The sequence below is a fragment of the Pediococcus sp. AC40 genome (assembly GCF_030252485.1).
GTDB lineage: Bacteria > Bacillota > Bacilli > Lactobacillales > Lactobacillaceae > Pediococcus > Pediococcus acidilactici.
Genome location: NZ_CP127012.1, coordinates 260,414 through 282,646, shown reverse-complemented (window position 1 = coordinate 282,646; position 22,233 = coordinate 260,414). Strand labels below are relative to the sequence as shown.

Annotated in this window: 22 protein-coding genes; 1 reads left to right on the top strand and 21 read right to left on the bottom strand. The window is 42.4% G+C overall.

All coding sequences use genetic code 11. The annotated features are described in order from the left end of the window. Window positions 1-5: 5 nt before the first annotated feature. The 12 genes from NL111_RS01280 to NL111_RS01225 form a co-directional block, all read right to left on the bottom strand. Window positions 6-734, bottom strand: coding sequence for a propanediol/glycerol family dehydratase medium subunit (locus NL111_RS01280; RefSeq protein ID WP_002830157.1), 729 nt, complete (start codon window positions 732-734; stop codon window positions 6-8). Window positions 735-752: 18 nt separating this feature from the next. Beyond that, complete coding sequence (locus NL111_RS01275; protein ID WP_128737284.1) at window positions 753-2,429, bottom strand: propanediol/glycerol family dehydratase large subunit; 1,677 nt, start codon at window positions 2,427-2,429, stop codon at window positions 753-755. Window positions 2,430-2,450: 21 nt separating this feature from the next. Then, window positions 2,451-3,173, bottom strand: a complete 723-nt coding sequence (gene pduB, locus NL111_RS01270) for a propanediol utilization microcompartment protein PduB (RefSeq protein ID WP_053905796.1) — start codon at window positions 3,171-3,173, stop codon at window positions 2,451-2,453. Window positions 3,174-3,229: 56 nt separating this feature from the next. Continuing rightward, the gene (locus NL111_RS01265; RefSeq protein ID WP_002830161.1) at window positions 3,230-3,508 is read right to left on the bottom strand and encodes a BMC domain-containing protein; all 279 of its coding nucleotides are present in this window, start codon (window positions 3,506-3,508) and stop codon (window positions 3,230-3,232) included. A 318-nt stretch (window positions 3,509-3,826) separates the two neighbouring features. Next, entirely contained in the window at window positions 3,827-4,309 is a 483-nt protein-coding gene (locus NL111_RS01260) for a EutP/PduV family microcompartment system protein (protein ID WP_002830162.1), read from the bottom strand. Next, window positions 4,296-4,754, bottom strand: coding sequence for a DUF4430 domain-containing protein (locus NL111_RS01255; protein ID WP_119179244.1), 459 nt, complete (start codon window positions 4,752-4,754; stop codon window positions 4,296-4,298). Before NL111_RS01255 ends, NL111_RS01260 begins: the two co-directional genes overlap by 14 nt. A gap of 16 nt (window positions 4,755-4,770) precedes the next feature. Continuing rightward, a complete protein-coding gene (locus NL111_RS01250; protein ID WP_285110348.1) occupies window positions 4,771-5,862 on the bottom strand; it encodes a prenyltransferase/squalene oxidase repeat-containing protein in 1,092 nt (363 codons plus the stop codon). Window positions 5,863-6,096: 234 nt separating this feature from the next. Continuing rightward, window positions 6,097-7,503, bottom strand: coding sequence for a bifunctional UDP-N-acetylglucosamine diphosphorylase/glucosamine-1-phosphate N-acetyltransferase GlmU (glmU, locus tag NL111_RS01245; RefSeq protein WP_002830170.1), 1,407 nt, complete (start codon window positions 7,501-7,503; stop codon window positions 6,097-6,099). A gap of 8 nt (window positions 7,504-7,511) precedes the next feature. Further along, window positions 7,512-8,348 (bottom strand): pur operon repressor, encoded by an 837-nt coding sequence (gene purR / locus NL111_RS01240; protein WP_087116502.1) that lies wholly within the window; start codon window positions 8,346-8,348, stop codon window positions 7,512-7,514. A gap of 332 nt (window positions 8,349-8,680) precedes the next feature. After that, entirely contained in the window at window positions 8,681-9,469 is a 789-nt protein-coding gene (locus tag NL111_RS01235; protein WP_002830987.1) for a metal ABC transporter permease, read from the bottom strand. Beyond that, window positions 9,462-10,142 carry a metal ABC transporter ATP-binding protein gene (locus NL111_RS01230; protein ID WP_002830173.1) on the bottom strand — a complete coding sequence of 227 codons (681 nt, stop codon included), beginning with the start codon at window positions 10,140-10,142 and terminating at the stop codon, window positions 9,462-9,464. Before NL111_RS01230 ends, NL111_RS01235 begins: the two co-directional genes overlap by 8 nt. After that, complete coding sequence (locus NL111_RS01225; RefSeq protein WP_002830984.1) at window positions 10,142-11,035, bottom strand: metal ABC transporter solute-binding protein, Zn/Mn family; 894 nt, start codon at window positions 11,033-11,035, stop codon at window positions 10,142-10,144. The genes NL111_RS01230 and NL111_RS01225 overlap by 1 nt, the downstream gene beginning before the upstream one ends. Window positions 11,036-11,176: 141 nt before the next feature. Between NL111_RS01225 and NL111_RS01220 the strand changes: the two genes are divergently transcribed. Continuing rightward, the gene (locus tag NL111_RS01220; RefSeq protein ID WP_002830175.1) at window positions 11,177-11,764 is read left to right on the top strand and encodes a uracil-DNA glycosylase family protein; all 588 of its coding nucleotides are present in this window, start codon (window positions 11,177-11,179) and stop codon (window positions 11,762-11,764) included. Between the two features lie 140 nt (window positions 11,765-11,904). Here NL111_RS01220 and NL111_RS01215 read toward each other — a convergent pair whose 3' ends face one another. The 9 genes from NL111_RS01215 to NL111_RS01175 form a co-directional block, all read right to left on the bottom strand. Next, entirely contained in the window at window positions 11,905-13,446 is a 1,542-nt protein-coding gene (locus NL111_RS01215) for a YfcC family protein (RefSeq protein WP_004166786.1), read from the bottom strand. Window positions 13,447-13,565: 119 nt separating this feature from the next. Continuing rightward, complete coding sequence (locus NL111_RS01210; protein WP_002830178.1) at window positions 13,566-14,276, bottom strand: Crp/Fnr family transcriptional regulator; 711 nt, start codon at window positions 14,274-14,276, stop codon at window positions 13,566-13,568. A gap of 68 nt (window positions 14,277-14,344) precedes the next feature. Then, window positions 14,345-15,772: an arginine-ornithine antiporter gene (gene arcD / locus NL111_RS01205; protein WP_270516277.1), complete on the bottom strand. Its 1,428-nt coding sequence runs from the start codon at window positions 15,770-15,772 to the stop codon at window positions 14,345-14,347. Window positions 15,773-16,685: 913 nt separating this feature from the next. After that, entirely contained in the window at window positions 16,686-17,462 is a 777-nt protein-coding gene (locus NL111_RS01200) for a (S)-acetoin forming diacetyl reductase (protein WP_070366613.1), read from the bottom strand. A 33-nt stretch (window positions 17,463-17,495) separates the two neighbouring features. Further along, window positions 17,496-18,839 carry an FAD-dependent oxidoreductase gene (locus NL111_RS01195; RefSeq protein ID WP_270516278.1) on the bottom strand — a complete coding sequence of 448 codons (1,344 nt, stop codon included), beginning with the start codon at window positions 18,837-18,839 and terminating at the stop codon, window positions 17,496-17,498. Between the two features lie 243 nt (window positions 18,840-19,082). Further along, window positions 19,083-19,844 (bottom strand): MurR/RpiR family transcriptional regulator, encoded by a 762-nt coding sequence (locus NL111_RS01190; RefSeq protein ID WP_002830182.1) that lies wholly within the window; start codon window positions 19,842-19,844, stop codon window positions 19,083-19,085. Between the two features lie 60 nt (window positions 19,845-19,904). Next, entirely contained in the window at window positions 19,905-21,359 is a 1,455-nt protein-coding gene (locus NL111_RS01185) for a 6-phospho-beta-glucosidase (protein ID WP_159215800.1), read from the bottom strand. Window positions 21,360-21,371: 12 nt separating this feature from the next. After that, window positions 21,372-21,695: a PTS lactose/cellobiose transporter subunit IIA gene (locus tag NL111_RS01180; RefSeq protein ID WP_002830184.1), complete on the bottom strand. Its 324-nt coding sequence runs from the start codon at window positions 21,693-21,695 to the stop codon at window positions 21,372-21,374. 73 nt (window positions 21,696-21,768) lie between these two features. After that, window positions 21,769-22,080, bottom strand: coding sequence for a PTS sugar transporter subunit IIB (locus NL111_RS01175; RefSeq protein WP_002830186.1), 312 nt, complete (start codon window positions 22,078-22,080; stop codon window positions 21,769-21,771). Between the last annotated feature and the right edge of the window lie 153 nt (window positions 22,081-22,233).

The following is a 22,233-nucleotide window of genomic DNA, read 5'->3' as shown; positions in this document are numbered from 1 at the left end:
CCCTCCTAATCAAAATTTACTTCAATTTCTTCAGCCGGACGTCCAGGTTCAACTTGCTTCGTTTCTTTAATGTGCATCAAGGCTGAAATCGCTTGGTAAGCTACCCGAGCCATTTGATCATTTACGGTTGGGACTGGATTAGGCGACATCCCCTTTGCATATTCGGCTGCATTTTTACCAATCGCCCGATAAGTATCCAAATCCAGCACTGGAGCTTGGGGGAATAACTCTAAATTAGAGAGCGGTTCTTGGTCCTTTTGATGGATAATTGCCGTCCCCTTCGACTGAATCGCTACCGCAATTCCAGAACCTGACAATTTATCGGCTTCGGCACCACAGAACGAAACATCTGAAGTTCGGTAAATTTTTACCACCCGAGCTTTTAAACCTTCTTCTTCAATACCCGCAATTACTTGGCGTAAAATATCCTTATGCGGTAATCCCGTCATGTTTTTCTCCAAAACTTCCGCAAAGGCAGGAGCTACCCCGATGACTACTTCATCTTTAGAAAAACCGGGCTTTGCTTTACCTACGTGTTTAAACCAATCCAACTTTTTTTCGGTAACTGGTCGTGAAATTGTGGAACGGTCCTCACTTTCAGTCTTTGGTTGCGTATTGGGAGTGGAAGAAGTTGACTCATCTTTAAAAGAAATTGGCGTATCCATATTTTGGTTTTCAGCCAAAACTTCTCTTATGATCTTTCTTAGTATGCTTTCATCAATTGTTTGAGACATTTACGCTTCCTCCTTTGATTAAAACTTCATATTTCCTGGATCAATGGCAAACGGAACGTTCTTAATGCGTTCCCATTCTTCCTTATCTTCGTCTAACCGGTATCCAGTACCAGGACCTTGATAATCATTTGCGTCGTTGACCGCTGAAATAATGTTCCAGTCTTTATCAAAGATTGAAGACGTTTGTAAGAAGTCACCACAAACTTTTTGCTTTTGAAGATTTAATACCGCTTCAGCAACATCCTTAAATCCGCGGGTATAAAGCGCTTTAATAATGTCCACTGCGGTTATTCCTCTGTCTAACAGTTCTTGAGCTGCCTTCATATCTTCAACCATGTTACGTTCTGGCATATCTTTAGAGGTGTTTGCGTAAGTTGCTGCTTCAACTTCTTCATCAGTAACCTTCGGTAATCCTAATTCATCAAATACCGCTTGTAACGCCCGAGCCGCCTTATTCCGACCCTTAATGACCTCTTCTTCTGATACCGGATGAATCCCGCCATTAATCATCAAATCACGTTCCATGATGTAATAGTCGTCATAATCCATGGCATCGGTATTCGAACCCGCAAAGGTGTTGTCGTAATTAGGTGTTGAAGAATATCCGGAAGAAACGTAATCTGTTCCCGCAATAAACTGACCTAATAACCGTTCTGTACGCCGCATATCTGAATGAGAGAATGCTTGGTCATTTCCGGAAGCGCATTCCAAATCAAGCATCATGCATAACAAGTTTTCACCCATTACTGAACGAATTCCTGAAGGTACCGCACCAGGAATTCCAATACAGCTAACGCCACCATTTTGTAGTCCTTGTACCCCAGAAGCTTTGGTGATGAAAATGCACCGAGCCTCTAGGTAAAGCATTGATTTGCCTTCGGTATAACCCATCATGGCTTCGGATCCCGAACCAGATGTGAAACGCATCTTCAAACCACGGGATGCGTAACAAGATGCCAAAAATCCTTTTGACCAAGGAGTATCGTCACCGTCAGTGAAGACTCGGTCAGTACCATATACTGAAATAGTTTCTGCATAACCAGTGAATCCTCGCATCCCTAAGTTAAGTTCGGTTGCTTCTTCAACTGAACATTGCGTTAAAACTCCCGGACGGCCAGTTTGTGCACCAACCATCAGTGAGATAGCGTTAAGTGGTGCATAGCGTGCTACCGCCGTAGTTGTCTCTTGTTCCGGGAAGCCACGTAAAGCTGCATCTGCCGCATCTGCCGCGATTAATACCGGGTTATCCCGAATATTAGTAACGTGACTTTGGGTGGCAGGAGTCCGCCGCGGACGCATTTTCTGGGTTGCCATAATCATTTCGCCAAAGTTTAATTTACTAATAACTTCTTCAGCCTTTGCCGGTGTCATTGCGGTAGTAATCGCAATGATATCTTTGCGGGATACGTTAGGGTCAACCAACATATGGGCAATTTGAGTAGAATCCATTGCCATTACTTTTTCGGCATTTTCTAATTTAATCCCATACTTTGCAATGTATAGGTCGATCAAATCAAAATCTGCCCGCTTTTTTCCGTCTAATTCCGTAACCACGCCGTTTTCGATCTTAATACTTGGCTTTGGATCGTTAGGACCCATCATCGCCACTAGTCCTTCATCGGGCCATTCTTTAATAAAACCGTCCTCATGGATCGGACGTTTTTCAAGTTCTTCGAATCGTTTTTGCCGTTTCAAAATACTACTCCTTTCCATTTGCTACTTAATATAGGATGGAAAATCATTCTTTGGTTCAGTGCCGGCTAGTTGTCCAAGAAGCTTTAATCCGACTGCCCGTCCAGCCATCACAGCCTGACGTACCGCACCCGAATCACCGCTAATATGGACGATTCCTTCGTTAGAAAAACTAGTCCCGTGACCAGGAGAAGCAAAACTTAGGACATCAACCCCCGCAGTTTTAATTGCGGTATCAGCCATTACCACACCGATTCCAGACGGAGCACCACAAATTAAACCATAGGCTTTACCTAGGGGAGCTCCGAAGGCGGTATGTACCGCACCGGAAGCACTCGCTGTAAACTGTAGTTCTAGATGTCCAGCTGGGGTGTTGTATACATCACCAAATGTCCGTGACAAATTATCCAACGCAACGTTAATTGCTTGGCGAACGTCTGAAGGATCGCTACCACCAATTAAAATCAAAACGCCGTGTCCTGCACCGCCCTTTGTATCGCGTGGCAATTCAATGTCCAAAACCTCTGTATTGGTCGCCTTTACCGCTTCGTCCATCGCCATAATCTGCGGACCAGCTCCCGTTCGAGAACTTAAAATCCCGATAACTGAATATTTTCTAGTACTCACGTGTAGTTCGTCTAATAACATCGCGTCTACACTAGGGATACACATTCCGATCGTGTCGCCTATCTCACTAGAACCAACGTATTCGGGAACCGTACTAGTTGAATTAAAAAAATTATTCATATTCATCCCTCCAGATGAAAACTGCTTAAAAATGAATTGTTTATTTCAACAACCAATTACTCTTTCTTAGGCAAAATGTTTTCAACATCTGCATGTGGACGAGGGATGACGTAGCTTGATAGGACTTCGCCAATTTCTTCAGCTGCCGTTACTCCAGCATCTACCGAAGCCTTAACCGCGCCAACATCTCCGCGAACCATTACCGTTACCAAACCGTGACCAATTTTTTCTTGGCCAATCAAATCAACATTAGCTGCCTTAACCATTGCATCCGCTGCTTCAATTGATGCAACTAAACCTTTTGTTTCGATTAATCCTAATGCTTCATGTTCCATGAGATAATTCCTCCGATTTTTTATTTTCCAATCGCTACGGCACGACCGGATCCAAGTTCAGTATAATTGAAACCGTTTGCATTTTTTAAAGGCATTAATTTAGGAATCTGGTTGATTAAGACTGTTCAAAGTAAAATATTTTCCATAATGACAAAATTAAACCATTGCATTTTAGACTTTTAGAATAAAAGTGATTATTAAATTCGAAGATCACAATAATTTATTAATTTTTTGAACAAATAACTGCGTTGTTGCCAATAATTCATAAAAAAGAGGAATTAGAATAGTTTAACTATCCCAATTCCTCTTAAAATAAAATTAATCTGGTTTGTTGGCTTCCATTTCTTGTTCGCGTGTTTTGCGCAAAAAGTCAACCAAATCGTTAACGTTTTGGTTAGCCACCGCAGACAACGTAAACACTCGTTTTGCTCCAGCACTTTTAAGCCGCTGCTTCACTAAGTTGATCTGCGCGTCGTCTTCTGCCAAATCAATTTTAGTAACCACGCCCACTAACGGTCTAGCAAACATGGTCCCAAACGCTTCTGGGAAAACAATCCGACTGTCTACCGCACTTTGCATAAGAACGATTACCCCCGCGTCCATCGCGGTGGTTGCCAAGTTAGTATACATGCGGCGGTGTTCAATGTACTCACCAGGAGTATCAATAATGTTGTTATAAAACTCAATTGACTGCGTTTTATTGTAATGCATTTCTAAATGATTGATCCGTTGTAACAGGGTAGTTTTCCCACAACCAATCGGCCCAATAAACATTGGACGTCTCACTTTATTTGTATCCATCAACAAATCTCCAATACAGATGGTCTCCGGCCTTTAACGTTTTTAAATTGGCTGCTTTAGCAATATCTTTGCCATTGTTAACGTAATATTTCCAGCCCGTCCCCGAGTGGACATCATTTTCAGTGTATTTACCGATCCGATTGACGTATACGGTTGCCCCGTTCTGATAGCCTACTTGTTTGCCAGCAACTTTCTTAAGGGCGCTAAACGCCGTCATCCCTTTTTGATACTTAATTTGTTTATCAAAGAGGATTTGCTGGTTCTTTTTAGGTCGTTTTAAATCCGTTTCAACCGTGACTTGCACCTTATCTGGGTCAACTTTAGCATTGCTAAAGCCTAAATCATCATTACTGGAATTTTTAGAATGTAAAATTCCACCAAAGCCAATTGCCACACCGATAATTAGGAATACCGCCACTAAAAGCGGAAACCATTTCCGTTTCATTAGCCTTCCTCAATCCCTACTTAAATTGATAAACCCCATTGTTAGCATATTTTCCGTTGTGGTATGCACTAAGCGCAACGAGGACTTGTCCCACGCCCATGGTTTGGTCGTATGCATCCTTAATAGAACCGTCTTCTTTAATAAATGACAAGGTGTTCTTCAACGTGGAGTTTTCTTGTTTGTCATTCAACTTAACTTGGTTAATTTTCTTGAAAGCCTTCTTATTCATTGATAATGCTGTAATAACTTCAGCATTGGAGTTAGCGTTGGACTTGCCATCCATACCAAAGCCACCGTCTTTATTAACGTTAACTTTCAAGTAATGACGACCCTTAGTAATTGCTTTTTTAACGGTCTTGTTTTTGCTCTTACTCATTTCTAGGGCATTTAAAGTCATGGCAGTAGTGTCTGCGTCTACACTAGCAGCATCATCGTTATATGCCCAACCACCATCATTTTTATAGTTCTTACTCTTATGGTTGGTAACCTTAATTTGCTTTTTAGCCAGCTTGTTGCTTAATTTCTTTACCGTAAATTTAGCTTTCTTAGGAGCCTTGAATTTCTTATTTGACTTCAGTGCTACTAAAACTTGAACTTGTTCATTAGTAGTTGTCTTTTTATTCAATACTTTCTTATTTTGGTAGAGCATCTTTACTAAGTTTAGCTTTTCACCATTAGTTTTATATGCTTTGGGATTGAAGCCCACAGCTTGAAGTCCAATAATGGCATTTGCTAATTGCTTAGGCGTACTCTTTTTTGAAACAATCAAGTTTTTCTTAACCAATTGTTTGTCATGATCAGTAAACTTATATCCTTGACGTTTCAATCCAACTAACAAATCTTGGTAACCATCACTAGCTCCTACTCCTGGGTAAGCCTTCTTATCAAACAATTTGGCCTTGCTAGTTTTACCAGAATCCATATCTTTAGCAAGATCTTGATTCTTCTTTAAAAGGTCATTTTTGGCGTATGTAAAGACTTTTTCGGTCTGATCCTTTTGCTCCGTCTTGCTTGCCGTGGTAAAACTTGCCGCACTAGCAGATACCGTACCGCCTAATAACAATGCAACTGCAGCAACCGCTGCGCTATACTTTATACTTTTTAACATTCTATCCCCTCCGAATAATTAAAGAAATCGTTTCCACTTTTTCAATATACCATTTCATTAAAATTTAAAAATGCTTGGCATGGGAACCCGCAAAAAATTGTTATGCCTTATCAAAATAGTTCTTAAAATTATTACAATCTTGCGCAAAATAGTGCATTTTTTACCGCTTAAAATTTCCACCACAAAAAAATCCCTCAAGCAACCTGCGTGCTTGAGGGATCAACTTAGTAATGATTAGTCACGTTGATTTTCTTTTTCAGCTTCTAAAGCTGCTTCGTAAACCGGAAGTTTTTTGAAATAACCTTCCTTGTTAACTTGCCGGCCCCGGGCAATGCCCATTTCGTATTGGTTAACGTCGCCAGTAATGGTTGAACCAGCAGCTACGTAGCTGTGGTCCGCTAATTTAACTGGGGCCACGATGTTGGCGTTGCTACCAATGAACGAGTAGTCACCCACCGTAGTGTGATGCTTGTTGATGCCATCATAATTAACGAATACCACGCCGCAACCGATGTTGATATCCGTACCTACATCTGCATCCCCAACGTAGCTTAAGTGGCCCATTTTAGTCCGGGCCCCCAATTTAGCATTCTTAACTTCACAGTAATTACCGACGTGAACAAATTCGCCAATTTCAGCTTTCGGGCGCAAATGGCTATTTGGTCCAATATTGCTGTCGTGGTGCATGATAGCCTGTTCAATTTGCGAAGAGGTAACCGTAACCCGGTCTTCAATAGTCGAATCCACAATCTTAGAATGTGCGCCAATCACGCAATCCGAACCAATCTTGGTTTGACCTTGTAGTTGAACTCCTGGTTCAATTACGGTGTCAGCGCCAATTTCAATCCCGTAATCAATGTATGTATTTTCCGGATCCACAATGGTTACTCCATTACGCATGTGCACTTCGTTGATGCGTTGTTGCATTACCTTAGTTGCCTTCGAAAGGGCCACCCGGTCGTTAACTCCCATTGATTCGCTAAAGTCATCCATCTCGTAAGCTGCGACAATTTCGCCAGCCGCCTTCATAATTCCAATTACGTCAGGAAGGTAGTATTCTCCTTGAGCATTGTCATTTTTAACTTGGTGCAAAGCCTTGAACAATTTCTGATTGTCAAAACAGTAAACTCCGGTATTAATTTCCGTGATTTCTGCTTCTTCACGAGTGGCATCCTTTTGTTCAACAATCTTATCCACCACCCCAAGGTCGTTACGCACAATCCGGCCATATGAGAAAGGATTATCGGTCCGCGCAGTGAGAATTGTAGCCGCAGCGCCCTTTTGACGATGATATTCAAATAAGTTTTCAAAAGTTTTAGCGGTAAACAACGGCGTATCGCCACTAACAATCATTGTAATCCCGTCTTTGTCGCCTAAAATGTCTTCAGCTTGTAAAACGGCGTGCCCCGTACCAAGTTGTTCCTTTTGAACCGCGTATTCCGTCCGGTCCCCAAGCAATTCCCGAACCTTTTCTGCACCGTGACCAATTACGGTAACCACGTGGTCCATATCCGTTTTTTCAACTTGAGTTAAAACATGATCCACCATCGCTTTACCGCAAACGGGATGTAATACCTTATATAATTTTGACTTCATCCGGGTTCCTTGACCCGCTGCTAAAATAATCGTACTTTTCACCATTGCTACAATTACTCCTTAGTGTCTTCTTTAAAATTTCTTTCAAAATAGTTTCCGGCCTTGATTTGAACTTGTCCGGCTTGGGAAGTGTCCACGTTCAACAACGAAGTGAAGTCCTCAATTGCCCGTTGTCCTTTGTAAGTTCCTTCAGCTAGTACCGAAATTCCAATCAATTCTGCTTCGAATTCTTTCAGCAGATCGACCATTGCATGAACGGTGCCGCCACCCTTCATGAAGTCATCCACAATCAAAACCTTCATTCCGCGCTGTAAACTGCGTTTAGAAAGCTCCATTTTTTGGATACGTTCCGAAGAACGGGATACGTAGTTGACCGAAATTGTCGAACCTTCCGTAATCACCGATTCGTGCCGCACAATGATGAACGGAACGTTTAAATAGTTGGCTACTGCTTGGGCTAGCGGGATTCCTTTAGTTTCCACGGTCATTACCGCATCGACGTCGGAAAATACGTACTCACTAGCTAGCATCCGTCCAATTGAACGCAAGGTGTCCGGGTGCCCCAATAAATCGGACATATACAGATACCCACCAGGCAGCTTACGATCCGGATCCGAAAGTTGTTCCGTGAGATCCTGAATAACCTTTTGGGCTTCTGCTTTCCCAATTCCCGGTAAATATTTAATTCCACCAGCCGCTCCATTAGTAATTTCAATGGTTCCTAACTGTCTTTTTGCTAAAGTTGATTTCATAATTGATAAATCTTCACTAATCGAAGATTTAGCGGATGAATATCGCTTAACGAAAAATCCAGAAGTTATTAGTGTGCGGGGATGATTAATAAGGTAGTTAGTCATATCAATCAGCCGTTCACTACGCTTCAGTTTCATTGCTTTCACTCCACTTCGTTTGTCTATTAGATATTTGTTCTCATTAACCAATATCATACCACAGTTCAAGGATAATGTTCGGGTTTAGGCGAAAACCTTAATATAATTTATTGCAAAAATTCATAAATGTAAAAAGAACCGGAAAACAGTCCTTTTCAATCGTTAAATTGCTATGTATTGGGTGGAAACCACCATTTACTGCTTGCGTAGCCCCATCACACTTAGGCACCCCAATTCCTCCATCCAATTAAATAAGGGAATCAATCGCTAAACTTGCGACCAATCCCCTTAGCTGGTTAATTTTTAAATTTCGTCCCCAATTTTGAGATATTCTAATCTTTTCTCCCCAGCAACATCGCTGAAAAGTACACCGTGCATTCAATTAAGGCGATGAAGAAACTTACCGGCCAACTCGTTACGTAGCCCAAGTACAGTCCTAGCCAAACGCCTACCAAGGCGGCGCCTACCGCAAACAGCATCATGCCACTCACCGTTTTAGCCACAATTTTTGCGGCCGCTGCCGGTAACGTTAGTAACACAAAAATTAACAGTGAACCCACAATTTGGGCTGCCGTACTAACGCTCAACGCTAATACTACTAAAAAGATAATTGAAATAAAATTTGTGTGAATCCCCTTTACAGAAGCACCCACGTGGTCAAACGAATCAAACTTAAGCGGTCGGTACATCAACAAGATGAAGGCTAAGGCCACGATGGTAAGCAACAATACTTGGCGAACTTCTGACCGACCAATTCCAATTACGCTCCCAAACAAAATGTTAGTAGCGTAACTAACGTTTTTGTTAGAAATTGAAAGAAATAAGATTCCAAGTCCCAAAAACAAACTTGAAACTGCCGAAATTGCCGATTCTCGTCGTGATGCTTGCACACTCATTTTACCAATCAAAATTGAGCTCACAATGGTAAACAGCAACATCCCCGTTAAGGCTTGCCATCCCATAAAAATTCCGAACGCCGCCCCAGAAAAGCCAATTTCTGAGAGCATGTGGGACAAGAACGACATGTTGCGCCCCACTACGTAGACTCCCATAATCCCACAAATAATGGCAATAAAAGTTCCGGCAATGTAGGCATTTTGCATAAATTCAAAACTAAACATTGGGCAAATCCTCCTCACTGTGAATATCGCTGACTTCGCCCAACGCGTACCGGTCTTCTTTCAACAATAAGTACTTGTCGGAATATTTTTTCATTAAATCGAAATCGTGCGTAATTGATAATACCGTTAATCCGTGCCGCCGATTAAAATGTTGCACCAAGTCGAAAAGTTCGTATTTACGAACACTATCCAAACTTGCAGTCGACTCGTCCAAGATTAACAAATCCGGCTGATCGACCAGTGCCTGAGCTAAATACGCCCGTTGTTTTTGTCCACCGGACGCCCGACCCATCCGGGTATTTTGAATTTCTACCAAACCCGTTTCTTGCAAAATTTTGTCTAGTTGTTGGCGTTCTTTCTTGGATAACCACGGTAACCGACTTTCTTGCAAATTTAGGGCTACAAAGTCCCGAATGGATAATGGGTAATCCCGGTCAATATTTCTAAACTGAGGCACGTAACCAATGTTCACTGCCGACCGAAATTTAATCTCCCCGTGAGTCGGTTTAACTTGGTGTAACAACGTCCTAATTAAAGTGGTCTTCCCCACCCCGTTTTCACCAATTACACTTAAAAATTCACCCCGGTCAATGTTGAAGCTTAAATGATTGAAAAGTTTTTGTCCCGGGAACTCGACCGTTAAGTCGTGTACTTGTACCAATGTCTCCGTCATTAATCTTTCCCTCTTATTATTTTACTGATTTGATTTAGTTGGCTAACCATCCACTCTTGATACGACTTACCGTCCGGCATCGTCTCCGTAACGTTGATAACGGGAACGTGATGTTTTTTAGCCATTTTTAAAACTTCATCAATTACCTTATTACCAGTCTGTTGGTTGTTAACGATGAATTCTACTCGGCGCTGCTTAAGATCTTGTTGCAGGCTTTCAACCGTTTTTGGTGAAGGATCGGTCTCGTTTTCGATTGCAAGCGCAAATTTCCGGTCGCTAATTTGGTAGCCTAACTCCCGCAAGGTGTAATCATAAACCGGTTCGGTTACCGCAACTTTTTTCCCCGAACTTTGTTGTTTAATTTCGTCAATCTTCTTCTGGATTGGCTGCAGCGATTTAACGTATTTTTGGGCGTTTCGCTGATAAAATTCGCGATGTTGCGGGTCTTTCTTACTTAACTGTTTAGCCACCTGGTTTGCTAGACGTTCCATAGTTGCCAAATCGTACCACAAATGAGGGTTCTCGCCATTCTTTTTGTTCATCAAATGTCCAAGATTAATCACCTGAAGTCCCTTTTTATGCGGGGTGATCCGTTGCATCCAGGCGTCCGTTCCCATCCCATTTTCAATTACTAAATCAGCATCCACCATGAGTTTAGCCGTCTTGGTCGTTGGCTCAAAATCATGCGGATCAGTCGCCGCATTTTGAATAATATTCGTCACCTTGACGTACTTACCGCCAACTTTCTTGGCCACGTCTCCATAAAAATTAAGCGAACTAACTACTTGAACCTTATCCGAATGTTTTGGCTTAGTTACCGTACATCCCCCAAGCAAAAATACTCCCGCTAGTAACAAAACTAAACCTGCTAACCAACTTCGCCTTCCGCGCATCTTCTTCCTCCTAAAGAGTAATCATTACTATTTACTCTGACAATTATAACAAAGAATGCGCTAGTTGCTAGCGTTATTCTCAAGATAACGTTTTCAATGATGTATACTGGAGGTAGTTTCCTAATAGAAAGGAGAATTTGTTTGGATTATCAAATGCCGTTTTTCAAAGAAATCATGCAGGATCCGCAAAATGCCATCTTTACTGAAAAGGGTTGGCACCCCATTTACATGCTCAATCCCCAGGCGCGAATTCTCATCGTCGGCCAAGCACCCGGCAAACGCGTGCAGGATACAGAAATTATCTGGAATGATAAAAGCGGCGATCGGCTTCGGGATTGGATGGGCATTTCGCGCGAGACCTTTTACAATTCTGGAAAAATTGCCGTTCTGCCAATGGACTTTTACTATCCCGGAAAAGGCAAAAGCGGGGATATCCCTCCTCGTAAGGCCGTCGCTGAAAAATGGCACCCCCAAATGGTGGCTGCCATGCCTAACATCCAATTAACCTTGTTGATTGGCGCTTACTCGCAACGTTATTACTTAAAAACCACTCCGAAGACAACCACCACGGAGTTGGTAAAAAATTACCAATCGTTCTTACCAAAGTATTTTCCACTAGTCCATCCTTCACCCAGAAATAATATCTGGCTGGCAAGAAATCCGTGGTTTGAAGAACAAGTGGTTCCCGATTTAAAACGCCGAGTCGCGGCTATTTTACAAGATTCCTAGCGTCTGACCACCCTTTACTAATTTTTACTGTAAACAATCTCTGCAACTAAAATAAGCATTCTAAACCCAAACACCGTTATCTTTACAAAGCATTAAAAAACAGGAGCTAACTAAGCTCCTGTTTTTATATCGATACGTTTTTAATACATCAAGACTTGGGCCACTAAAATTCCCCCACCGAAGACAAGTAAGAAAACCACTACCGGCCAAACAAACTTGAACCAGTGGGAATATTTCATGTCGAGCATTTGGAGGGTAGCCATTACCAACCCGGTTGGGGCAAGGAACAACATTGCATATTGCCCGAATTGATAGGCCGTAACCACAACAAAACGTGGAATCTGTACCGTATCTGCTAACGGCGCCAAAATTGGCATTGAAAGTACCGCTAGACCAGAAGACGATGGCACGATGAAGCCCAGGACGAAGTAAATAAATAACATCACGATAATAAATACCGGCCCGCTCATGTGGGCAACTAACGACGAGGAAAAGTCCAGGATTGTATCGGAAATCATTCCTTGGTTTAAAATCAAGTTAATTCCTCGAGCTAACCCAATAATCAACGATACCCCGACTAAGCTCGAAGCACCGTTGACAAACGCGTCAACGACACCTTTTTCCCCAATTCCATTTTTACCAGTCGCCGTTAAAATCATGATCAAAATGGCAAAGGCCAAGAACGAAGCCGCCATCTTAGGGAACCACCAGCCCTGGGTCATTACTCCCCAAACCATCAAAGGAAAACCAGCTACGAATAGCGCTAAAACAATTTTCTTTCGTAAGGTAAACGCTGCTTGTTGTTCATCATTATTTATTACCGACCATTTTTGGTTAAATTCATTCCGGTCTTCGTAAGAGTACGAAGCTGCCGGATTTTGTTTAACCTTCTTACTGTACCAGTAGAGGTAGCCAATTACGAACAACGCCGCCACTACACAGCCAAAGGCCCGCCATGGTAAACCTTCCGTGAAGCTAATCCCAGCCGCGTTGGAGGCAATTACTACGGAAAACGGGTTAATTGTTGAAAAGGCCGTCCCAATTGAACTAGCTAAGAAAATGGCTCCCACACAGACAATCGAATCGTAGCCCATCGCAATGAAGACGGGCACGAGGATTGGATAAAAAGCCACCGCTTCTTCTTCAATTCCGCATAACGTTCCGCCTAGAACCATTAACGTCGCTACTAAGAAAATTAACAGAAACTCATGCCCCTTCGTCTTCTTCGTCAGCGCTAGCAAACCGGATTCGAAGGCTCCGCTTGCCCTTACCACACCAATTAAGCCGCCTAACACAAAGATAAATACCATAATGTCGACAGCTTCGATAGTTCCGTTAACCATGCTAGAAGTAATTTGATCAACTCCTGCAGGATGCTGCTTCAAGCGCTGGTAGGTGTTGGGAATTGAAATTTCTTGGTTAATGCTTCCCGACGTGAACTTCTGAATGTTAATCTTAACACCCAGTTTATCCAATTCTTTTTGGGTAGCTGGTACCTTTTCAACCTGTCCGTTAGGCTGTTTTACCTGTAGAGACGAGTTTGCTTGGTTGTACGCCAATTTTGCGTAACTCCCTGAAGGAACTACCCACGTAGCGATTACCGCCACAATCGTCAAAATGAATAAAATTACAAACGCTCCCGGCATTTTAAGCTTAAAACGCTGTTTTCCCCTTGTTAACATAATGGCACACTCCCTTACCAAAAAATGGTCAACCTCGCAAAAGTTCTTTAAAAATAAGTCCCACGCCAGTTGACCACCTTTTTTAGTTGTATTTAATTGTGTGCCTTCAATTTTGTTAGTTAGTCGTCATCTTCATCCTGAAAAAATTCAGGTTTAAAAACAAACCGTTTATGTTCATAATCAATTAAGTTTTGTTCCACCAAGTATTTGACAATCTGTCCGGCAGTCTCCCGGCTGGTTCCGCTCATCACTGCTAATTCCTTAATGCGGAGGGGATACGGAATTTTAGAACTACCATCCGGCTGGAGCTGTCCTAAATCAGCTTCAAAAGTTTTCAACGCTTGGACAATTCGTTGTCGTGCACTTGGGGTAACTAACTGCTGAATCTGATCTTCTGATTCGCTAATGATTGAACTCATTTCCTTAACCACCTTGACCAATGCCGCGTTATTTTGTCGTAACAGCGATTCAAAAACTGACATTGGAAAATAGACAATTTCAATATCGGTCATTGCCTGGGCTGTGTACGGATAATAACATTCCGTAAACATTCCCCGGTAAGGAAAAGCAAGGTCGGCCTTAACGTATGTATAAAAAGTGAATTTATCGTTTGCATCGGTTCGCTCCGCTCGTACCAAACCTTTAATCACAAAGTACAAATTTTCTCGATCATCGCTTTGATCAAATAAAACCTGTCCCTTGGGAAATTGCTTTACGTGCATTTGATTAATAAGCTGTTGCAACTCTGCATCGGTAAAATCACTAAATTCCGGTTTAGTTTTTAAATACTTTTTCGGATTATCCCGAATGGAATCCTGCTCGTTTGTCATATCATTACTCCTAGCTGATGATTCTTAGCTCTTAAATCAAGTAACCAAAGTTCTAATATAACACATTCCTAAAGCGAGATTCCGCCCGTAAACATTAGACCCACACTCAATAGCGCACCCGCGGTAAGCAATCCGGTCACTAATTTTTCTTTGTGCGACAAGCGGACTGCGCAGCCATTTTCCTGACGAGCCTTCCCGTAGAAGTAAATACCTGGTAAGTAGGCAATTAAACAGAGTAATAAGTACTCAATCCCTGCCATCCAAATCCCCACGACTTCAAATACTAACGCGAAAACTCCAATCATTAGTTGCGCCCGATTTTCCTTTACGTTTAGGTGTTGATAGGAATACTTGATTTGGTACGCTGCTACTAGGATATAACAGACGATAATCGAAGCCGTACAAAGCGAATAAGCAAAGTTATACGCACGCGAGGTAAACAACAAGGTAAACAGAAAGCCCTGTACTAAAAACGCAGTCATTACTAACGCAAATGTTGGTGCATTATGCCGGTTGACCTTACCAAAATACTTTGGCAATAGCTTTTGCTTAGCCATTAGCAAAATGGTTTCTGCTGGTAGCATTGTCCACGACAACCACGCACCCAAGATGGAAACGATTAGGCCGATGCCAATCAGGTAACCGCCCCAAGGACCTACCATCTGGGCAAAGACGTATAATAGCGCTGGCTGATGAAGGTCCGCCAACTGCGTCCGGGTTAGGTAGCCATATGGCAAGATTGAGATTAGCATGTAAATTGCTAATAGACTAATCAAACCAAACATGGTTGCCTTTCCGGCAGTTGACTTCTTCTGCGCCCGTGCGGAGAGGGTGGAAGCCCCTTCGATCCCAACGAAGACCCACATCATCACCATCGTGCAGTTTTTAATTTGCTGCATTACGTCACTGACTACAAAGTGGCTTCCTACGTTATCCCAGAAAGCTTGGGTAAAAAGATGCCCATCAAATAAAATAATTGCAGTTACGATAAAAACGAACAACGGGACTAGCTTACCAATGGTAACCACCATGTTAATAATCGCAGCGCCTTCAATTCCCTGACTGACAAAGTAGGTTAAACACCACAGCAAGACGCTTGCTAACAAAATTGAAGGTAAGTTTTGTCCTGATTTAAAGACGGGGAAGAAATACCCCAAAGCACTCATCATCATGGTTGCAAACGCCACGTTGCCAAGCCAGGCGGACAACCAGTATCCCCAGCCACTAATAAAACCTGCAAACGGTCCGAATCCCTTTTGCGCATAGGAAAACATGCCTTCCAGCTTCGGTTCCTTAAGCAGTAAGTTATTTAATGACAAAGCTAACATTAAAATTCCAAAACCGACAATTAACCATGCGATTATCACCGGTCCCGGAGCCGCTGCACGTGCTAGATCGGATGGTAGGCCAAACACCCCACCTCCGATCGATGAACTAATCACTAGCGCACATAATGGCAATAAACCAATTTTTTTGGGCGGCTTTTTTTCTGACAAGTTGATCACCTCTAAAAAGTTTGTGTCCGTGAGCAGAACATTCAGCTCACTTAATAATTTGACTGTTTACTTAAAATTTAGTTGTTTAGCGGCGATCATTAATCACGATTGATGAAGCAATCCGAATCGATCTCACTAGTAGCAACGTTTTAGCTAGTACTCTTAAATACGCATAAAAATATCTAACTAGTTAAATACGACAAATGCTTTCGGTAACCCCTCAATCAGGACACTGAGCAAATTTTTTATTGTTTTAAACTAACCTTATCGAAATAACTGGCGTGATAATTCATCCGAGCCCGGGCTACGATACATAATTAAAACAATAAAAATAGTTTCACTCCATGGGTCTATTTTACCGATTAATAAAACCGCTTTCAGTGGAGATTTAACGTTCTAAATGTTAGCAATTTATCATTTTTATTAAAGTAATTGTACAAAACAAAGGAAAAAAAGGCGAGGATGGTGCTCAATTGAGAGCGTGGAAAAGCCCGGTTAAATCTTGAGGATTAATGAAATTAAAAAATTAAGCGTTTACGCTTATTTTTTTAATTTCATTAACCGGAGAGATTTGGGCTTGGGAACGCATTTTGACTATCTTCCATAAAAACACAGACTTAGTTTAATTATGCAATTAATCGCAGGTTTGGCAATTGATTGCATAATTAAACTAACCGGAAAAGATTGGAGACTGGAGCACGTTTAGTCTGCATTGCAAATTAAACTTTTGTTCAACCGGAGAAATTTGGGCTTGGGAACGCATTTTGACTATCTCGCAAGCCCACCATTAATTAAATAACAATCGCTAAAATTTCATCCGTCATCATTGTTTTACAATTCTCCGTCACAACAAAAAAGTCCAGAACGATATAATTCTCGTTCTGAACTAGTTCAAAGCTAAATTAAAACTGACTTACTGAAACTGCATTCCGCCATCCACAATGATGGTTTGTCCGGTAACGTAATTGGAATCCGGACCAGCTAAGAACGCAACGGCTGCAGCTACGTCTTCCGGTTCCGAAAGTCGTTTTAAGGTGATGTCCTTTGCAAACTGTTGCATCCCCCACTCGTCATCTTTGCCAGCGTTTTGACCGACTTGATGAGCAATGTCCATCATCATTGGGGTTTTTACAATTCCAGGTGCGTAAGCATTCACGGTAATTCCCTTGTCTGCCAAATCTCGCGCAGCTACTTGCGTAATTCCCCGGACCGCGAATTTAGTACCCGAGTAGAGTGCCAAATTAGGATTTCCCACTACTCCGGCCTGCGAAGTCGCGTTAATAATCTTGCCACCGTGGTTTAACTTTTCAAACTGTGCAACTGCAGCTTGAATGCCCCACAATGGGCCAGCAACGTTAACATGATATACCTTATCAAATTGCTCAGGAGTGATGGTTTCAATTGGTGTTGTGGGACCTAACCCAGCATTGTTAACTAACACGTCAAACCCGCCTAGTTGGTCACTAACCTGAGAAACCGCCTTAAACACGTCATCTCGATTAGCAACGTCAACTTCAACAGCAATGGCAGTTTGTCCGCGGTCGTTGATCTCATCCGCTACTTGTTGGGCGGCTGCGGCCTTTAAATCCGCAACTCCCACTGCGAAACCATCCTGTGCTAAACGCAACGCAATCGCTTTACCGATCCCTTGCGCAGCTCCCGTAACCATCGCTACTTTTGATTTGTTCATGCTCAGGATTCCCTTCTGCTTAAAATCAGTCTACTATTTCTTAGAATCTGCCTTGGCAACGGCCGCCATTGCTAACGCATTAATGTAGTTAAGCGGTTGGTCGTAATTTGGTTGGAAGAACATGTCTACCATCGACAAGTCGTCAATGGTCATCTTGTTTTGAATTGCCAACGAAATCGTGTTTGCAGATTGTGCACAGTCATAATCACTGTAGAACGCTCCTCCGAGGACAACCCGGGTCTTTGGATCCCAAACCAAGCGCATTAAGATTGGGGTAGTGGTAAGCATGAATTCTGGACGATAATCCTGTTCAAGGGTTACCGAATCAACTTCCACTCCCCGCGCTTGTGCGCCACCTTCGGTCAAACCGGTACTTGCCAAAGTCTTACCAAAAAGTGCTACCGCAGAACTTGCTTGGGTACCCAAGTATTTTACGGTTGGTTTTTCAATGTTATGTCCAATTAGGATTCCTTGACGAACCGCGTTAGTTGCCAACGGAATGTAATCGTCTTTGCCAGTAGGATTGTAGTGCACTACTGAAGCATCACCTGCGGCAAAAATGTCCGGGTTCGAAGTTTGCATATATTCATCAGTGATGATTGCACCGTTTTTGAGCATATCAACCTTGTTCTTTAGCAAACTAGTATGTGGCCGGAAACCAACGCAGAGAATTGCGTAATCTGCTGTATAACTACCCTTATCAGTCTTAACGGTAATTTGATCAGTTCCGCTAAAGCCTTGAACCATTTCGTTCATTGCTAATTTAACACCGTGGTCAGTGTAGTCTTTGGCAACCTGGTCAGAAATTTCAGGGTCAAAGTTCTTTGCCAATACGTTTGGTAAACCATCAATCAAGGTAACTTCACGGCCAGTGATTGCATATTGTTCAGCTAATTCAGCGCCAATGTAGCCTGCACCAATTACCACTACGGACTTAACGTCGTCGTCAATCCGTTTTAATTCTGCCGCGTCGTTCCAGTTCTTGCAAAGTTTGATTCGTTCGTTATCAATTCCATCAATTGGCGGAATTACAGGCGATGAACCAGTCGTCATAACTAGCTTATCGTATGTATCGGTAAACTCTTCATTTGTTGCGAGATTTTTAACTTTTAAAGTCTTTGTATCGGGGTCGATATCTAAAACATCATGCTTCATTTTCATGGTTGCACCAAGTTCAGTCAACGCTTCTGGCGATGAATAGAACATTTTCTTTGGATCAGAAACGTGGTTCCCTACCCAAAGCGCAATCCCACATGATAAGAATGACAAATTATCATTACGTTCGTAAACCGTCACGTCGTAATCGGGATGTTCTGTTAAGATTTGTTGTGCCGCAAAGGTTCCAGCGTGTGTACAACCAACTATAGCAATTTTCATAAGTAACCAACCTCCTAGTTGTTTATAACTAAATAGTAACCGTTTTCAACCGTTTGTCAACTACTACACAAGTCTTGGAAACGCTCGCTTTATCCCGGCTATTGAACCTAATAGTTAACACTGTTGATTTATTGGGAATAAATTAGCACATTCGCTTTTGAAAGCATAAAAAAGCTGGGACTAAAATTCACAAAAAATTTTCATTCCCAACTCTTTTACTTAAAATTAACCGTTCTCATAACACTATTTTTTAACCTTGGTAGTCACCTTATTATTTTTCATCAGCTCGCCACACCGCTGACCAATTTGTTCTAAAACGTAAACTACCGGCACTTGGGAAGTGAAGTCTAGCGTTCCCACTTTCTTTTCCGGAATGTCGTATGCCAGACAATGGTCGCAAACCCGTGCAAGGGTTGAAAGGTGGTTGGCCGTTACCGCAACGGTAGTCGCCCCATTTTGTCGATAATAATTAGCTTGTCGCAAAATTGCATCGGACTCGCCCGAAACGGACAAAAACATGATCAAAGTTTTAGTATAGTCCCGGCCCTCAATCGGTTGCGGCTGATACGGATCCATAATTGCCAAAGAAAACAATCCATAATTAGATAACACTCGGGCACCGTACTGTGCGAGACTGCTACTCGATCCCATCCCTAAAAAGAGGCGGGTATGCGCCTTTAAAAATAACTGCGCTACCGCGGAAATTTTTTGCCGGTACTTAGGCAAATTAGCTTGCGTTAAAAATTGGGCAATTGGCCCCCATTCTTGTTCTACCTGTCCAAACCGGTCGGGTTTATCATGATGTCGCAACGCATATTTGAAATCAGAAAATCCTTCATAACCCATTTTCTTCAAAAAACGCAAAACCGTAGTGGATGACACGTGACTTTTAGCTGATAAATCTCGAATCGTCATCGTTTTACATTCTTCAAGATGGCCCGCAACGTACTTATAAACAAACATTTCTAATTGATTGAGGGTCTGAATTCGTTCGTAACTAAACACCTTGATCACCTCCTTAAAACGGTATTAACCTTATGGCCTACGGGACGTCAGCGGCTTTAATTAATTAGTAGTTAAATCCGCCCCGTTTGAAGCAATTACCTTTTGATACCAAGCAAATGAATCCTTCTTAGAACGTGCTAGGCTTCCATGACCCGCATCATCTTGGTCGACATAAATGAAGCCATAGCGCTTGGCCATTTCACCCGTGCTAGCTGAGATTAAATCGATGCAGCCCCACGGAGTGTAGCCAATCAAATCAACTCCGTCTAACACGACGGCCTTTTCCATCTCGAGAATGTGGTCATGGAAATACTTAATTCGGTAGTCGTCATGAACCTGGCCATCGGCGGTCTTTTGATCGTAAGCGCCAAAACCGTTTTCCACGATGAATTGTGGTTTATGCCAACGGTCTTGCATCCAATTCATGGAATAACGCAAACCGATTGGATCAATTTGCCAGCCCCAATCTGATTTTGCTACGTACGGATTATCTACTAAATCAGTAGACTCGCGGTAGGCGTAGTCGGAATCGTCATCGTTAGCTTTTGTCGTAAAGGACATGTAGTAACTAAAGCCAATGTAATCCACCGTGCCCTGCGCTAAAATTTTGCGGTCTTCATCGCTGATGTCCACGGAAATATTACGCCGTTGCCAGTACTTCAACAGCCATGCGGGATATTCACCATTCGCCTGAACATCACCATAGTAATAGCGGGTCTGCATTGCCCGTTCAGCCTTCATAATATCCGCTGGTTTAGCAGTAAGCGGGTAAATTGGACACATGGCAATCATTGCCCCGACTTGATAATCTGGGTCAATTTCGTGAGCCAACTTGACCACCTTCGCGCTTGCAACCATTTCGTTATGGGCCGCCTGGTACATTAACGCTTCTTTATCTGGCGTAGTTTTCGTAACTAGCAACCCCGAGTTTTGGAGAAGCGGGTGCGGATCGTCATAATCAGCTTGATTATTAATTTCATTAAAAGTCATCCAATATTTAACTTTACCGCGATAACGTTCCATTACCGTCTTGGCAAACCGGACAAAAAAGTCGATTAGTTTTCGATTAGTCCAACCGCCATATTCCTTTACTAGGTGATAAGGCATTTCAAAATGGGACAGGGTGATAATTGGCTGAATATCATGTTTTAAAAGTTCATCAAAAACGTCATCGTAAAACTTTAATCCGGCCTCGTTAGGTTCCGTTTCGTCGCCGTTAGGGAAAATCCGCGTCCAAGCGATCGAAGTCCGAAAGCACTTAAAGCCCATCTCAGCAAAAAGAGCGATATCTTCGCGATAGTGATGGTAGAAATCAATTCCCCAATGGTTAGGATAAATCTCCCCATCCACCACTCCATCGGTAACTTTACGCGGAGTGTCTTTATTACCTGCCGTCATGACGTCCGCAATGCTAACGCCCTTCCCGTCGGCTTGCCATCCGCCTTCAAACTGATGGGCTGCAACTGCGCCGCCCCATAAGAAACCAGCAGGCATCCGATAATTTTTTTCCGTCATCAAATCTCCACCTTACTTTTCAGCTAATTTCTTATATAAGTCCACAATTTCTCCGGCTAAATCCCGGAAAGTGATGGCATTCATGATGTGGTCTTGGGAATGAACCGTTAGTAAAGTTACCTTGGCATGATTGCCGTTGGCTTCTTCAGTCAACATCCCGGTTTGGGCGTTATGTGCTTCAGTTAAAAAGCCGTCGGACTCCTTCAATTTTTCATCAGCACGCTTAAAGTCACCTTCCTTAGCAGCGTTAATTGCTTCAAAAGCAGAACTCTTTGCGTTCCCTCCGTTAATAATTAATCCCATAATTGCTTGCATATCTTGTTCTTGTTCAGCCATTTAATTTACTCCTTTCGATACAAAAAAGCGCTCCAGTTAAGTGAAAGCGCTTTTAAAAAATTCACAAAGTTCCTTAGTTCCCCATTGCTGATAAAGCTTCTTTGAGAACTTTTTCGCCGTTCATCATGCCGTAGTCTTGCATATCAATAACTTCTACTGGAATATCTAATTTCTTTTTGAAGTTGTCTTCTAGATAACGAACTTGCGGTCCAAGCATCAAAATGTCTGGTGATTTTTCGGATAATTTGTTATCCGCATCGGATGCCGCCGTTGCGAAGATTTCTGCGTCAACGCCTTCAGCTTCCGCAGCTTTTTGCATCTTGGAAACTAGTAAACTAGTCGACATCCCTGCCGCACATACTAACATAATTGTTTTTTCAGCCATATGAATCACTCCTGTAATAAATTTAATTTAGGCGGTTGACTATGAAACCGCTTACGTTACAATTGAATTATAAAACGTAGGTACAAATTTTACAAGTGCCAAACATTTAAATTTGTCACCAGGTTATTAAAACCAGATAAAGAAGGTGTCACT

Coding starts and splice junctions, on each gene's coding strand:
- NL111_RS01225 (WP_002830984.1), bottom strand. CDS start 11,035: ATGCGCGGAAGGCGAAGTTGGTTAGCAGGTTTAGTTTTGTTACTAGCG.
- NL111_RS01280 (WP_002830157.1), bottom strand. CDS start 734: ATGTCTCAAACAATTGATGAAAGCATACTAAGAAAGATCATAAGAGAA.
- NL111_RS01255 (WP_119179244.1), bottom strand. CDS start 4,754: ATGAAACGGAAATGGTTTCCGCTTTTAGTGGCGGTATTCCTAATTATC.
- NL111_RS01200 (WP_070366613.1), bottom strand. CDS start 17,462: ATGAACAAATCAAAAGTAGCGATGGTTACGGGAGCTGCGCAAGGGATC.
- glmU (WP_002830170.1), bottom strand. CDS start 7,503: ATGGTGAAAAGTACGATTATTTTAGCAGCGGGTCAAGGAACCCGGATG.
- NL111_RS01210 (WP_002830178.1), bottom strand. CDS start 14,276: ATGACAAACGAGCAGGATTCCATTCGGGATAATCCGAAAAAGTATTTA.
- NL111_RS01185 (WP_159215800.1), bottom strand. CDS start 21,359: ATGACGGAAAAAAATTATCGGATGCCTGCTGGTTTCTTATGGGGCGGC.
- NL111_RS01235 (WP_002830987.1), bottom strand. CDS start 9,469: ATGTTTAGTTTTGAATTTATGCAAAATGCCTACATTGCCGGAACTTTT.
- NL111_RS01260 (WP_002830162.1), bottom strand. CDS start 4,309: ATGGATACAAATAAAGTGAGACGTCCAATGTTTATTGGGCCGATTGGT.
- NL111_RS01215 (WP_004166786.1), bottom strand. CDS start 13,446: ATGTTAACAAGGGGAAAACAGCGTTTTAAGCTTAAAATGCCGGGAGCG.
- NL111_RS01195 (WP_270516278.1), bottom strand. CDS start 18,839: ATGAAAATTGCTATAGTTGGTTGTACACACGCTGGAACCTTTGCGGCA.
- NL111_RS01175 (WP_002830186.1), bottom strand. CDS start 22,080: ATGGCTGAAAAAACAATTATGTTAGTATGTGCGGCAGGGATGTCGACT.
- pduB (WP_053905796.1), bottom strand. CDS start 3,173: ATGAATAATTTTTTTAATTCAACTAGTACGGTTCCCGAATACGTTGGT.
- NL111_RS01265 (WP_002830161.1), bottom strand. CDS start 3,508: ATGGAACATGAAGCATTAGGATTAATCGAAACAAAAGGTTTAGTTGCA.
- NL111_RS01230 (WP_002830173.1), bottom strand. CDS start 10,142: ATGACGGAGACATTGGTACAAGTACACGACTTAACGGTCGAGTTCCCG.
- NL111_RS01250 (WP_285110348.1), bottom strand. CDS start 5,862: ATGTTAAAAAGTATAAAGTATAGCGCAGCGGTTGCTGCAGTTGCATTG.
- purR (WP_087116502.1), bottom strand. CDS start 8,348: ATGAAACTGAAGCGTAGTGAACGGCTGATTGATATGACTAACTACCTT.
- NL111_RS01180 (WP_002830184.1), bottom strand. CDS start 21,695: ATGGCTGAACAAGAACAAGATATGCAAGCAATTATGGGATTAATTATT.